Here is a 13,267-nt window from a genome sequence, read left to right on the forward strand (position 1 = left end):
GCACTCAGGTGAGCCACCATGAATGAATTACAGCTCGGCGATTACAAGAGCGATGAGAATGCCGCCATGGTCTTGCTTGTCGACGACCAGGCAATGATCGGCGAGGCGGTTCGGCGCGGGCTGTCGAATGAAGAGAATATCGATTTCCACTTCTGCTCCGACCCTCATCAGGCCATCGCCCATGCGATTCGCATCAAACCGACAGTTATTCTGCAGGACCTGGTGATGCCAGGCCTCGACGGCCTGAGCCTGGTGCGCGAATACCGTAACCATCCGGCCACCCGCGACATTCCGATCATCGTCCTGTCCACCAAGGAAGACCCGCTGGTCAAGAGCGCGGCGTTTGCCGCCGGAGCCAACGATTACCTGGTCAAGTTGCCGGACAACATCGAGCTGGTGGCGCGTATCCGCTATCACTCGCGGTCCTACACCATGCTGTTGCAGCGCGACGCGGCCTACCGTGCCCTGCGGGTCAGCCAGCAGCAACTGCTCGACACCAACCTGGTGCTGCAACGCTTGATGAACTCCGATGGCCTGACCGGGTTGTCCAATCGCCGGCACTTCGACGAATACCTGGAGCTGGAGTGGCGACGGGCGATGCGGGACCAGTCCCAGCTGTCGCTGTTGATGATCGACGTGGACTACTTCAAGTCCTACAACGACAACTTCGGCCACCTGGAAGGTGACGAAGCCCTGCGCAAGGTCGCCACGGCGATCCGTGAAGCCTGCAGCCGCCCGTCCGATCTGCCGGCCCGCTACGGCGGCGAGGAGTTTGCCTTGGTGCTGCCCGGCACCTCGCCCGGCGGCGCCCGGTTGATGGCCGAAAAACTGCGCCAGAGCGTGGTCGCCCTGAAAATCCCCCACACCGTACCCGAGGAGGGCGCGAGCCTGACTGTCAGCGTCGGTGTCTCGACCATCACCCCGCAACAGGGCGGCGACAGCCGGCAACTGATTTCAGCGGCGGACAAGGGGTTGTACATGGCCAAGCACAATGGGCGTAACCGGGTGGGCATCGAGTAAATCCCAAGGCAACAAAAAGGCTTTTTGTGGCGAGGGGATTTATCCCCGCTGGGGCGCGTAGCGGCCCTGAAATCCGACAGCTCGGTGCGCCTGGCAGATCGAGTTGGCTATTTTGGGGCTGCTGTGCAGCCCAACGGGGATAAATCCCCTCGCCACAGGTCTGTGTTGCCTGTGGGAGCTGCGTTGAATCTCATTACCTCCCAAGCCGCCAGGCGGGCTGCCGTCGGCGCTTGATTACGTTATACTCGCCGGCTTTCAAAAGTTCGCCAACGAGTGCTGCCCGCCATGGAAATCAACCCGATCCTTAACACCATCAAGGACCTGTCCGAGCGCTCCGAAACTATTCGGGGGTATCTTTGACTACGATCAAAAGCATGAGCGTCTGACCGAGGTCAACCGCGAGCTTGAAGATCCGAGTGTCTGGAACAACCCTTCGTACGCCCAGGAGCTGGGCCGCGAGCGTTCTGCGCTGGCGCAGATCGTCGAGACCCTGGATGAATTATCCAGCGGCCTGGCCGATTGCCGCGACCTGCTGGACATGGCTGTCGAAGAAAACGACGAAGGCGCGGTCGGCGATGTCGTCGCCGAGCTGACGCGTCTCGACGAGGCCCTGGCCAAGCTGGAATTCCGCCGCATGTTCAGCGGCGAGATGGACATGAACAACGCCTACCTGGACATCCAGGCCGGTTCCGGCGGCACTGAAGCCCAGGACTGGGCCAACATCCTGCTGCGCATGTACCTGCGCTGGGCCGACAAACGCGGTTTCGACGCGACCATCATGGAACTGTCGGCCGGTGAAGTCGCCGGGATCAAGGGCGCTACCGTGCACATCAAGGGCGAATACGCCTTTGGCTGGCTGCGTACCGAAATCGGCGTGCACCGCCTGGTGCGCAAGAGCCCGTTCGACTCCGGCAACCGTCGGCACACCTCGTTCTCGGCAGTGTTCGTATCGCCGGAAATCGATGACAACATCGAAATCGAGATCAACCCGGCGGACCTGCGCATCGACACCTACCGTTCTTCGGGTGCCGGTGGCCAGCACGTCAACACCACCGACTCGGCCGTACGGATCACCCACGTACCGACCAACACCGTGGTCAGTTGCCAGAACGAGCGTTCCCAGCACGCCAACAAAGACACCGCGATGAAGATGCTCCGCGCGCGCCTGTACGAGCAGGAAGTGCAGAAGCGCAACGCGGCGTCCCAGGCGCTGGAGGACACCAAGTCGGACATCGGCTGGGGTCACCAGATCCGCTCGTACGTGCTCGACGCTTCCCGCATCAAGGACCTGCGTACCAATATCGAACGCAGCGACTGCGACAAGGTGCTGGACGGCGACATCGACGAATACCTGGAAGCGAGCCTCAAACAAGGGCTGTAACGCGACACCCATGCGGCGGGCGGGCACGCTTTTGCGAAAGCGCGGCCCGCCGGCAAACTCTGGCCCCGGGGCCAGGGGCAACGAACCTGTGATGGAATCCTTAAAGACATGAGCGACCTAGAACTCGACCCGCAAGCCCTGCAACAGGAAGAAAACTCCCTGATCGCCCTGCGCAAGGAAAAGCTTGCTGCCGAGCGCAACAAGGGCCAGGCCTTCCCCAACGACTTCCGCCGCGACGCCTACTGCGACGCCTTGCAGAAGAAGTACGCGGACAAGACCAAGGAAGAGCTGGCCGAGGCGGCGATTCCAGTCAAGGTGGCCGGTCGTATCATGCTCGACCGTGGTTCGTTCCTGGTGATCCAGGACATGACCGGTCGCATCCAGGTCTACGTCAACCGCAAGACCCTGCCGGAAGAAACCCTGGCCGCCGTCAAGACCTGGGACCTGGGCGACATCATCGCCGCCGAGGGCACCCTGGCCCGTTCCGGCAAAGGTGACCTGTACGTCGAAATGACCAGCGTGCGCCTGCTGACCAAATCCCTGCGCCCGTTGCCGGACAAGCATCACGGCCTGACCGACACCGAGCAGCGCTACCGCCAGCGCTACGTCGACCTGATCGTCAACGAAGACGTGCGCCAGACGTTCCGCGTGCGCTCCCAGGTGATCGCCCACATCCGCAGCTTCCTGATGAAGCGCGACTTCCTGGAAGTCGAGACGCCAATGCTGCAGACCATCCCCGGCGGCGCGGCGGCCAAGCCGTTCGAAACCCACCACAACGCCCTGGACATGGAAATGTTCCTGCGCATCGCGCCGGAGCTCTACCTCAAGCGGCTGGTGGTCGGCGGGTTTGAAAAAGTCTTCGAGATCAACCGCAACTTCCGTAACGAAGGCGTTTCGACCCGGCACAACCCCGAGTTCACGATGCTTGAGTTCTACCAGGCCTACGCCGACTACGAAGACAACATGGACCTGACCGAGGAACTGTTCCGCGAGTTGGCGCAGCTTGTGCTCGGGACCACCGACGTGCCGTACGGCGACAAGGTGTTCCACTTCGGTGAGCCGTTCGTGCGGCTGTCGGTGTTCGACTCGATCCTCAAGTACAACCCTGAGCTGACCGCCGATGACCTCAACGACATCGACAAGGCCCGTGCCATCGCCAAGAAGGCCGGCGCCAAGGTGCTCGGCTTCGAAGGCCTGGGCAAGCTGCAGGTGATGATTTTCGAAGAGCTGGTGGAGCACAAGCTGGAGCAGCCGCACTTCATTACCCAATACCCGTTCGAAGTGTCGCCGCTGGCTCGTCGCAACGACGAGAACCCGAACGTGACCGACCGCTTCGAGTTGTTCATCGGCGGCCGCGAAATCGCCAACGCCTACTCCGAGCTCAATGACGCCGAGGACCAGGCCGAGCGCTTCATGGCCCAGGTGGCCGACAAGGACGCCGGCGACGACGAAGCCATGCACTACGACGCCGACTTCGTGCGCGCCCTGGAGTACGGCATGCCGCCCACGGCCGGCGAAGGGATCGGCATCGATCGCCTGGTGATGTTGCTGACCAACTCACCGTCGATCCGGGATGTGATCCTCTTCCCGCACATGCGGCCTCAAGCGTAAGTGTTTCAATTAAAAAACCGCCTGGAAGGGCGGTTTTTTATTGCCTGTCTGGTACAAACGTATCAATTGGTTACTTTTGAAATAGCGAGGAAAGACCTGTCGTGAATCGTGCAATGTCTCCAGAAGGTGCAGCGGGCGTCGCCACTGCAGTCGCTGAAAGTGTTCAGTACCAGGGCCGCAAGGCGAGCCGACAGGGCAGTGAGCAGCGTCGCCAGGAGATTCTCGATGCGGCCATGCGCATTGTCGTTCGCGATGGCGTGCGGGCTGTGCGACACCGGGCCGTGGCCGCCGAAGCGGGCGTACCGTTGTCGGCCACCACGTACTATTTCAAGGACATCGATGACCTGCTCACCGATACCTTCGCCCAGTACGTGGAGCGTAGCGCGGCGTTCATGGCCAAGCTGTGGGCCAACAACGAAGGCGTGTTGCGGGAAATGGTCGCGTACGGGGACGGCAGCCCTGAATCCCGTTCGCAACTGGCGGACGACATTGCCCGGATGACCGCTGATTACGTGCAACATCAACTGGACAGCCGCCGCGACTACCTGATGGCCGAGCAGGCCTTCCGCCAGGAAGCACTGCTCAACCCGCGCCTGGCGGAACTGGTGCGCTCGCACCAACAGATCCTGCTGCATGGCACGTGTCAGTTTTTCCAGGTATTAGGCTCTCGTGAGCCGCAACAGGATGCCAAAGTGTTGACGGCGATTATCGGACGGATGGAATATCAGGGCTTGCTCAATGGCGCCGAGCCGGTCGCCGGTGAAGACATGCTCGGCATTTTGACCCGCTACATGCACCTGGTTTTGGCGTCTGTCTGAACACAGCCCCCTGTGGCGAGGGGATTTATCCCCGCTGGGGCGCGTAGCAGCCCTGAAACCAGCTAACTCAATGCGTCATTTTGATTGAGTCGCCAGTTTTGGGGCTGCTGCGCAACCCAGCGGGGATAAATACCCTCGCCACAAGTGCCATAGGGAGTTCCAATGAAAGCCTGGCGTGCCGTTGTAATGGCCGTGTCGTTGCTGCTGCTCAGCGGCTGCCTGGTGTCCTTCAAGGCGCCGTTGCCCGATGCCGAGGCCGCGCCCAAGGGCTTGCTCGGTCACTGGACCAGCACCAATGCCTGGGGCGAGCCGCTGAACCTGGAACTGACGAAAGTCGGCAAGCACCGCTACCAGGCCATCAGTTATTTCAGGGCCAGGCCCCAGGAGCGGGAAGCCATTCCCCTGACCGTTGCCCGTCACGGCAGTCGCTGGTATCTGTCGGCCAAGGTGCCGGCCCGGTACGGCGGGCATTTCGTGATCGCCGGTTTCGAGCTGACCGACAAGCAGGAACTGGTGGTCTACAACTTGGACATGGAGCAGATCAACCAGGCCATCGGCCAGAAAATCCTCAGCGGCCAGCCGAACCGGAGCGAGGAGGGTGATGGGGTTTTGGTGGACAGCGACATGAGCAAGGTCTTCAGTTACCTCGACGATCCGGCCAATTCCGATGTGTTCTCGGAAGCCGTGCGTTACCAGCGGCTCAAATCCCAATAGACTCAGACATCGATAACAGCAGCAAGCGGACGTTTTTCACAGGAGTTTCCGGGTGGACGATTACCAGCAGACGATACGCACCTTGTCCGATCGCATAGTGCTGGCGCAAACGCCGATTCGCATTCTCGACGCGGTGAAGTGGGACGAGAACATCCGCAAGGGATTTCTCAAGGCCAAGGGCAAGGAACCGCCTGCCGTGGACCGCGAGTATTACCTCAACCGGCCGTTGTCCTTCGATTCGAGCAAGGTCAAGCTGGAGTTCCAGAACATCGAGCGCGACATTACCCGTCAGCTCGGGCAGTTCAACCCGGTCGGCCAGATCATGCGTCGCATGTGCAAGGAATACCGCATGGTGGTGCGCATGCTCGAAGCGCGCGGCACCGAGGACTTCGGGCTGATTTCGCAGGAGCTTTACGGCGCCGCCTCAGACGCCTTTCATGCCGGCGACCCGACCCTGTCCGACCTGGGCTTGATGCTATCGGACTACCTGAACAACATCGATGGTCGTGGCGATTTGAAGGGCGAGCCCAAGGTCCTCAATGCCAAGGAAGCGGTCGCCTTGCTGCAGCATCGTCTCAACCGGGTCTTCGGCGAAGCCGAGGAAACCATCCGGGTGTTCGAGTCCGACGGGATCGTCGCGGACGCGGCGGCGGGTGCCGACTACATCAAGATCCGCGCCGATGCGATGTTCAACGAGCGTGACGTGCGGGCTCTGGAGGTCCATGAAGGCCTGGTGCACGTCGGCACGACCCTCAACGGCCTGAACCAGCCGATCTGCACATTCCTGTCCAAGGGCCCGCCCTCGTCCACCGTGACCCAGGAAGGCCTGGCGATCCTGATGGAAATCATCACGTTTGCCTCCTACCCGAGTCGCCTGCGCAAACTCACCAACCGCACCCGCGCCATCCATATGGTGGAGGAAGGGGCCGACTTCCTGCAGGTCTTCGAGTTCTTCCGCGAGCAGGGTTTTGAAATGGCGGAAAGCTACGGCAACGCCAGCCGGGTATTCCGTGGCTCGGTGCCGAACGGTCTGCCATTCACCAAAGACTTGTCCTACCTCAAGGGCTTCATCATGGTTTACAACTACATTCAGTTGGCCGTGCGTAAAGGCAAACTGGAGCAGGTGCCGCTGCTGTTCTGCGGCAAAACCACCCTGGAGGACATGCGTACCCTGCGTCAACTGGTGGACGAAGGCCTGGTGGTGCCGCCCAAGTACCTGCCCGACCAGTTCCGCGACATGAACGCACTGTCGGCCTGGATGTGTTTCTCCAACTTCCTGAACCATCTGAGCCTGGACCGGATCGAAGCGGATTATTCCAATATCCTGTAAACATCTCACTGTCCAATTGTGGGAGCGAGCCTGCTCGCGATAGCGGTGTGTCAGGAACCTGTGCATTAACTGACGCACCGCTATCGCGAGCAGGCTCGCTCCCACAGGGACTGTGTTTCAACTTCAAATTCAACGAGGTTCACCGGATGCGAACCCTCGGCATCTTTTGCCTGCTGCTGGCCCTGAGCGGTTGCAGTTCGCTGTTGTTCTACCCCGAACGCGGCCAGCCCTTCACCCCGGAGCGGGTGCGGCTCGAATACCGTGACGTCACCCTGCTCACCGCCGATGGCTTGAAGCTCCACGGCTGGTGGCTGCCGGTCAAGCAGGGTGTCGAGGTCAAGGGCACTGTGCTGCATCTGCACGGTAACGGCGGCAACCTCGCCTGGCACCTGGGTGGTAGCTGGTGGCTGCCGGAGCAGGGCTATCAGGTGCTGATGGTGGATTATCGCGGTTATGGCTTGTCCGAAGGCGAGGCGAGCCTGCCGGCGATCTACCAGGACCTCGACGCGGCATTCAAATGGCTCGACCAGGCGCCGGAAGTCCAGGGCAAACCATTGGTGCTGCTCGGCCAAAGCCTGGGTGGCGCGCTGGCGGTGCATTACCTGGTCGATCACCCGCAGCGCCAGCAGCAACTCAAGGCTCTGGTACTCGACGGCGTACCCGCCAGTTATCGCGACGTCGGACGTTTTGCCCTGAGCACGTCGTGGCTGACCTGGGCCTTCCAGGTGCCCTTGTCCTGGCTGGTGCCCGACGGCGACAGCGCCATCGGCTCCATCGCGCAATTGAATGACGTGCCGAAACTGATCTATCACAGCCTCGACGATCCCATCGTGCCTCTTTCCAACGGCATCCGTCTGTATCAAGCTGCGCCGCCGCCGCGGGTCCTGCAACTGACCCGTGGCGGGCATGTGCAGACGTTCGCCGACCCGGTCTGGCGCACCGTGATGCTGCGCTACCTCGACGACCCGCAACACTTCGACGGGCTGCGCCGCCTGGGCGAAGTCCCGAATTACCCGAAATCACCCGCTGAATCTCCAGAGAGCCCGCAATGAGCGAAGAACGCAACGCCATCCCCCTGATCATCACCGGTATCTGCAGCATCCTCGGCACCGTCGCGGTGCTGTGGTACTACGGCTACCTGCATTTCGCCAAGCCCGAGGATGCGCTGTTGCTCAATGAGTTCACCATGCTCAAGACCATGCCGGGCGAAGACTACAAGGTTTCCCTGGAGCCCGCGCCTCAGGTGGCCCAGTGCATCGATGGCGTGCTGGTGCTGTTTGACACCGAACAGAAAGGCCTGACGGGCGTGTTGGTCAATGAAAAGAAACGCGCGGTGCGCTGCATGGGGCAGGAGACGCCGCAGAAGCTACAGCCGTGACGCCATGAATGTCGATGGTCCCTATGGGAGCGAGCCTGCTCGCGATGGCGTCCGTTCAGTCAGTCATGTATTGACTGACACTCCGCCATCGCGAGCAGGCTCGCTCCCACAAGGGGAAATATTCGACAGATAAAAAGCCCCGCCTGAGTTGTTCAGGCGGGGCTTTTTCGTTGCACTCAAGCGATCAGTTGGCGCTCATGCTCGAGCGGGGTGCCACTGGCTGGTTGTCGTTGGAGATGGTGACTTCCACCCGACGGTTCATGGCGCGGCCCGAAACGCTGTTGTTGTCGGCCACCGGGAATTCCTTGCCATAACCCTGGGTCACGATGCGGGCTGGATCGACGCCCATTTTTACCAGGGCGGTGCGCACGGAGCTGGCGCGGCGCTCGGACAGCGACTGGTTGTAGGAGTCCGAACCGGTGCTGTCGGTGTAGCCCTCGACGATTACTTTGCGGTCAGGGTTTTCCTGGAGGAACTGGGCCAGTTTATTCACGTTGACCAAGCCACTGGAACGCAGGTCGGACTTGTTGGTGGCGAACAACACGTCACCGAAGGTCACCAGGGTACCGCGTTCGGTCTGCTTGGCGTTGAGGCTGTCCTGCAGTTGCTTGATCTGTGCGTTGCGGGCGTCGAGCAAGGCACGGGCCCGTTCGTCGCCGGCGTTCTTCAGCTCCATCTCGGCGGTACGCAGGGCAATGGTCTGCTTGGCCACTTCGACGCGCTGGTTGGTCAGGTAGGCCAGTTGGTCGACCTTGGCTTCGTCTTCCCGGTCCAGATAAGCCTTGTCGGCCTTAGCCAGGAAATCGGCGGCGTCCTTGGTTTCCAGCGCGGCCACCTTGGTCGCTGCCGGGTCGGCTTGCAGGCCGTTGTAGTTGGTGCGGGCCTGTTCCAGGTTCACGTTCGGGTCGTGGGAGCAAGCGGCCAAGGCCACGCAGGCCGCGAGCAGGGCGGGCATCATCAAATGTTTGTGCGTCATAGTCTGTCGTCCTTTTATCAATGAGAAGTACGTCGTGGCGTGAACGGCTTACTGAACCTTGTTCATGCCTTCCTGACGCAGTTCCTGAACCCCTTTCTGGGAGTCCTTGAGTGCCTGTTCGGCTTTGGCGGCCTGGGCCTTGCGTTCGGCGACGCGGGCGTCCCACTCGGCCTGTTCGGCCAGACGCCTGGCTTCGTCGTATTTCTTGTCGTGCATGGCCAGCTCGGCTTGCTTGAGCTTGTCCTGGGCCGACTTCATTTCCACCGCGGCGAATTCGGTACCGCCGGCGCTGACGGCGCTGTTGACGGCCGATTGCGTGACGGCGTACTGCTCCGAAGGTGGATTACCGGCGCATCCTGCGAGGATGAAGCTGCTTCCGATGGCCAGGGCAGCCAACTTCAGACCACGCAGGCCATTGAATGAGGGTTTGGCAGTGCAGGTATTCATAGGCTTCAACTCCATTGGAAAACTCCTGGGAAACTACAAATCCATGCCGGAACCGAAGCCTTGACGTCCGTTTTGATGCTGATGCCAGGCGCGTTTATTTAAACAACCGTTCCAGCATGGTTATTCGGTGTGACCCGAGGCGTTTTTCAAAAGTTCAGCAAAGATGGCCAATCGCCAAAAAGCGTTGCTGACTTATCGGTCAGGCGCGGAAAAGCTGAACTTTCCTGGCGCGCAGCGGTATTCCAGCGCCGCTTACGGCGCTGGAGGCAAGATGGAAACGGAGGATGTGTCAGTGTTTCGACTTGTCGTTCTGTGAACTGAGTTGATGCAAATGACGTCGGGACAGGGCGAGAAAACGCGGCGTCGGGCCGACGTCTTCATACAGCGGGTCGCCTTCTTCATCAGTGGCGACCACTTGGGAACCCTTGATGTACGGGAAGCTCGCTTCCAGCTCCTCCAGGGCAGCGCCGATCAGTTCGCCGAGCAGTTCCTCGGGCTGGCGCTTGGGGTACATGTCGCAGATCGCTGCGAGGCGTGCGGCGGCTTCCATGTCCAAGTGGATGGTGTAGCCGGTCTGGGTCAGGTGACCCTTGGCGTTCTCTTCCCAATGCTGGGCAAGCTCACGGATTTTCATGATGGCCTCATTTACCTGCTCGTGGCAGGCATGGTGAGTGACAAGCCGTCGTGTGGCTTACTGATGAGACTAGCTTTGTCCGACAAGGTTTAAAGACCCTTCGTCGCTTGTCATACGTGGCTGGCATCGGCACTCTCTTGTGAACGTCTCACCCAAGAGCTGTCCGGACCTTTTTTGCTGGAGAACTGCTGATGACCGATATCGATGCCCGCTTGCGCGAGGATGTCCACCTGCTCGGCGAGCTGCTGGGCAATACCATCCGCGAACAGTACGGGGACAGGTTTCTCGACAAGATCGAGCAGATCCGCAAGGGCGCCAAGGCCGATCGACGCGGCTCCGTGGATGCCGAACTCAGTGCCAGTCTCAACCAGTTGAGCGAAGACGAACTGCTACCAGTGGCGCGGGCGTTCAACCAGTTCCTCAACCTGGCGAATATTGCCGAGCAGTACCAGCTCATCCACCGCCGCGAAGAGTCGCAGCCAGCGCCATTCGAGGCGCGTGTGTTGCCTGAGTTGCTCGCCCGGTTGCGCGCCGAAGGCCATGCCGCCGAGTCCCTGGCGCGGCAACTGGGGCGCCTGGAGATCGAGCTGGTGCTCACGGCCCACCCCACCGAAGTCGCCCGCCGCACCCTGATCCAGAAATACGATGCCATCGCCGCACAACTGGCGGCTCAGGATCACCGCGACCTGACCAGCGCCGAGCGTGCGCAGATCCACGAGCGCCTGCAACGGTTGATCGCCGAAGCCTGGTACACCGAGGAAATCCGCCGCACCCGGCCGACCCCCGTGGACGAGGCCAAGTGGGGTTTCGCGGTGATCGAGCACTCGCTGTGGCAGGCCATTCCCAATTACCTGCGCAAGGCCGACCACGCCCTGCATGCCGCCACCGGGCTGCGCCTACCGCTGGAGGCGGCGCCGGTTCGTTTTGCTTCGTGGATGGGCGGTGACCGCGACGGCAACCCGAATGTCACCGCGGCGGTGACCCGTGAAGTGCTGTTGCTGGCGCGGTGGATGGCGGCGGACCTGTATTTGCGCGACGTCGATCAACTGGCCGCCGACCTGTCCATGCAGAAGGCCAGCGAGGCTTTGCGCGCCCTTGCCGGCGACAGCGCCGAACCCTACCGCGCCGTGCTCAAGCAACTGCGCGAACGGCTGCGCGCCACGCGCAGCTGGGCCCAGGCATCCTTGAAAGCCACCACGCCGGCCAGCGCCGAGGTGTTGCAGAACAACCGCGAACTGCTGGATCCCCTGGAGCTGTGCTACCAATCGCTGCACGACTGCGGCATGGGCGTGATTGCCGACGGACCGCTGCTCGATTGCCTGCGCCGGGCGGTGACCTTCGGGTTATTCCTGGTGCGGCTCGACGTGCGCCAGGATTCGACCCGACACACTGCGGCCATGACGGAAATCACCGATTACCTGGGGTTGGGGCGCTATGAGGAGTGGAGCGAGGAACAGCGCATCGGCTTCTTGCTGGACGAACTGAATAATCGCCGGCCACTGCTGCCGCCCAACTTCAAGCCGTCGGCCGATACGGCGGAAGTCCTGGCCACCTGCCGGGAGGTCGCGGCGGCGCCGGCGGCGTCCCTGGGTTCCTATGTGATTTCCATGGCCGGTGCGGCTTCCGATGTGCTGGCGGTACAACTGTTGCTAAAGGAGGCCGGTGTGCTGCGGCCGATGCGGGTGGTGCCGCTGTTCGAAACCCTGGCCGACCTGGACAACGCCGGGCCGGTGATCGAGCGGCTGTTGCTGCTGCCGGGCTATCGCGCACGCCTCCATGGGCCCCAGGAAGTGATGATCGGCTATTCCGATTCGGCCAAGGACGCGGGCACTACCGCGGCGGCCTGGGCACAGTATCGGGCCCAGGAACGGCTGGTGGAGATCTGTCGCGAGCAGCAGGTCGAATTGCTGCTGTTCCATGGCCGTGGAGGCACGGTTGGCCGCGGCGGCGGTCCGGCCCACGCGGCGATTCTGTCCCAGCCGCCGGGATCGGTGGCGGGGCGTTTCCGCACCACCGAGCAGGGCGAAATGATTCGTTTCAAATTCGGCCTGCCGGACATCGCCGAACAGAACCTCAACCTGTACCTCGCGGCCGTGCTCGAAGCGACCTTGCTTCCACCGCCGCCGCCCACGCCCGAATGGCGACACCTGATGGACGAACTGGCGGCCGATGGCGTCAATGCCTACCGTGCCGTGGTGCGGGAAAACCCGCAGTTCGTCGAGTACTTCCGTCAGTCCACCCCGGAGCAGGAATTGGGGCGCCTGCCCTTGGGCAGCCGACCGGCCAAGCGCCGGGCCGGTGGCATCGAAAGCCTGCGGGCGATCCCGTGGATTTTCGGCTGGACCCAGACCCGCCTGATGCTGCCGGCCTGGCTCGGCTGGGAAACCGCCCTGGGCAAGGCCCTGGAGCGGGGCGAGGGCGAGTTGCTGGGGCAGATGCGCGAACAATGGCCGTTCTTCCGTACCCGCATCGACATGCTGGAAATGGTGCTGGCCAAGGCCGATGCCGATATTGCGCGCTCCTACGACGAGCGTCTGGTGGAGCCGGCATTGCGACCTTTGGGTGCGCATTTACGCGACCTATTGTCGCAGGCTTGCTCCGTGGTGCTGGGGTTGACCGGGCAGTCGCAACTACTGGCACATAGCCCAGAGACGCTCGAATTCATTCGCCTGCGCAACACCTACCTCGACCCCTTGCACCTATTGCAGGCCGAACTGCTGGCCCGCTCGCGGCAACAGGACGTCGCCCAGGGCAGCCCCGTGGAGCAAGCATTGCTGGTGTCTGTGGCGGGTATTGCCGCCGGATTGCGCAACACCGGCTAAGCTCAAGCGGCGCCTCGAAACGGCTCGCCCGGTATCGCCGGGCGGTGCCTTGCGGGAATGGCAACGGGTCGGTCAGGCGGGAGTTTGGTGCCCGGTTGCGACTCTCGCCACCCCCTCCAAAGGTCGCGTCGAACGC

Annotated in this window: 12 protein-coding genes; 9 read left to right on the plus strand and 3 right to left on the minus strand. The window is 61.9% G+C overall.

Translation table 11 applies throughout. The features are described 5' to 3' along the window. Positions 1 to 18 precede the first annotated feature (18 nt). The 8 genes from LOY35_RS05645 (at position 19) to LOY35_RS05680 (ending at position 8,252) form a co-directional block, all read left to right on the plus strand. The gene (locus LOY35_RS05645; protein WP_258631303.1) at positions 19 to 1,020 is read left to right on the plus strand and encodes a PleD family two-component system response regulator; all 1,002 of its coding nucleotides are present in this window, start codon (positions 19 to 21) and stop codon (positions 1,018 to 1,020) included. 285 nt (positions 1,021 to 1,305) lie between these two features. After that, positions 1,306 to 2,401 (plus strand): peptide chain release factor 2 gene (prfB, locus tag LOY35_RS05650; RefSeq protein WP_156996976.1). Its coding sequence is split into 2 segments (ribosomal slippage): positions 1,306 to 1,377 and positions 1,379 to 2,401, totalling 1,095 coding nucleotides; the frame shifts between segments, so codons are not numbered across the junction. A gap of 108 nt (positions 2,402 to 2,509) precedes the next feature. Beyond that, positions 2,510 to 4,012, plus strand: coding sequence for a lysine--tRNA ligase (lysS, locus tag LOY35_RS05655; protein ID WP_041024807.1), 1,503 nt, complete (start codon positions 2,510 to 2,512; stop codon positions 4,010 to 4,012). A gap of 113 nt (positions 4,013 to 4,125) precedes the next feature. Next, positions 4,126 to 4,830 carry a TetR/AcrR family transcriptional regulator gene (locus LOY35_RS05660; protein ID WP_408981247.1) on the plus strand — a complete coding sequence of 235 codons (705 nt, stop codon included), beginning with the start codon at positions 4,126 to 4,128 and terminating at the stop codon, positions 4,828 to 4,830. A 162-nt stretch (positions 4,831 to 4,992) separates the two neighbouring features. Further along, positions 4,993 to 5,544 carry a hypothetical protein gene (locus LOY35_RS05665; protein WP_258631306.1) on the plus strand — a complete coding sequence of 184 codons (552 nt, stop codon included), beginning with the start codon at positions 4,993 to 4,995 and terminating at the stop codon, positions 5,542 to 5,544. A gap of 52 nt (positions 5,545 to 5,596) precedes the next feature. Further along, complete coding sequence (locus LOY35_RS05670; protein ID WP_258631307.1) at positions 5,597 to 6,874, plus strand: flavohemoglobin expression-modulating QEGLA motif protein; 1,278 nt, start codon at positions 5,597 to 5,599, stop codon at positions 6,872 to 6,874. A gap of 146 nt (positions 6,875 to 7,020) precedes the next feature. Further along, positions 7,021 to 7,926, plus strand: a complete 906-nt coding sequence (locus tag LOY35_RS05675) for an alpha/beta hydrolase (protein WP_258631308.1) — start codon at positions 7,021 to 7,023, stop codon at positions 7,924 to 7,926. After that, on the plus strand, positions 7,923 to 8,252 hold the full coding sequence (locus LOY35_RS05680; protein ID WP_175385115.1) for a hypothetical protein: 330 nt from the start codon (positions 7,923 to 7,925) through the stop codon (positions 8,250 to 8,252). Before LOY35_RS05675 ends, LOY35_RS05680 begins: the two co-directional genes overlap by 4 nt. A 184-nt stretch (positions 8,253 to 8,436) precedes the next feature. On the opposite strand, the gene LOY35_RS05685 is transcribed toward LOY35_RS05680, so the two are convergent. From LOY35_RS05685 to LOY35_RS05695, 3 genes are all read right to left on the minus strand, one after another. Next, positions 8,437 to 9,228 carry an OmpA family protein gene (locus LOY35_RS05685; protein ID WP_258631311.1) on the minus strand — a complete coding sequence of 264 codons (792 nt, stop codon included), beginning with the start codon at positions 9,226 to 9,228 and terminating at the stop codon, positions 8,437 to 8,439. Between the two features lie 48 nt (positions 9,229 to 9,276). Beyond that, a complete protein-coding gene (locus LOY35_RS05690) occupies positions 9,277 to 9,690 on the minus strand; it encodes a DUF4398 domain-containing protein (protein ID WP_041024801.1) in 414 nt (137 codons plus the stop codon). Between the two features lie 274 nt (positions 9,691 to 9,964). Beyond that, complete coding sequence (locus tag LOY35_RS05695) at positions 9,965 to 10,309, minus strand: hypothetical protein (protein ID WP_047702093.1); 345 nt, start codon at positions 10,307 to 10,309, stop codon at positions 9,965 to 9,967. A gap of 191 nt (positions 10,310 to 10,500) precedes the next feature. On the opposite strand from LOY35_RS05695, the gene ppc reads away from it, so the two are divergent. Beyond that, positions 10,501 to 13,131, plus strand: a complete 2,631-nt coding sequence (gene ppc, locus LOY35_RS05700; protein WP_258631312.1) for a phosphoenolpyruvate carboxylase — start codon at positions 10,501 to 10,503, stop codon at positions 13,129 to 13,131. Positions 13,132 to 13,267: the final 136 nt, after the last annotated feature.

The organism is Pseudomonas sp. B21-028 (genome assembly GCF_024749045.1).
GTDB lineage: Bacteria > Pseudomonadota > Gammaproteobacteria > Pseudomonadales > Pseudomonadaceae > Aquipseudomonas.

What these genes read in the sequence shown, in the direction of transcription:
- LOY35_RS05665 (WP_258631306.1), top strand. Translation starts at nt 4,993, where the DNA reads ATGAAAGCCTGGCGTGCCGTTGTAATGGCCGTGTCGTTGCTGCTGCTC.
- LOY35_RS05645 (WP_258631303.1), top strand. Translation starts at nt 19, where the DNA reads ATGAATGAATTACAGCTCGGCGATTACAAGAGCGATGAGAATGCCGCC.
- LOY35_RS05685 (WP_258631311.1), bottom strand. Translation starts at nt 9,228, where the DNA reads ATGACGCACAAACATTTGATGATGCCCGCCCTGCTCGCGGCCTGCGTG.
- LOY35_RS05695 (WP_047702093.1), bottom strand. Translation starts at nt 10,309, where the DNA reads ATGAAAATCCGTGAGCTTGCCCAGCATTGGGAAGAGAACGCCAAGGGT.
- lysS (WP_041024807.1), top strand. Translation starts at nt 2,510, where the DNA reads ATGAGCGACCTAGAACTCGACCCGCAAGCCCTGCAACAGGAAGAAAAC.
- LOY35_RS05675 (WP_258631308.1), top strand. Translation starts at nt 7,021, where the DNA reads ATGCGAACCCTCGGCATCTTTTGCCTGCTGCTGGCCCTGAGCGGTTGC.
- LOY35_RS05660 (WP_408981247.1), top strand. Translation starts at nt 4,126, where the DNA reads ATGTCTCCAGAAGGTGCAGCGGGCGTCGCCACTGCAGTCGCTGAAAGT.
- LOY35_RS05690 (WP_041024801.1), bottom strand. Translation starts at nt 9,690, where the DNA reads ATGGAGTTGAAGCCTATGAATACCTGCACTGCCAAACCCTCATTCAAT.
- LOY35_RS05680 (WP_175385115.1), top strand. Translation starts at nt 7,923, where the DNA reads ATGAGCGAAGAACGCAACGCCATCCCCCTGATCATCACCGGTATCTGC.
- ppc (WP_258631312.1), top strand. Translation starts at nt 10,501, where the DNA reads ATGACCGATATCGATGCCCGCTTGCGCGAGGATGTCCACCTGCTCGGC.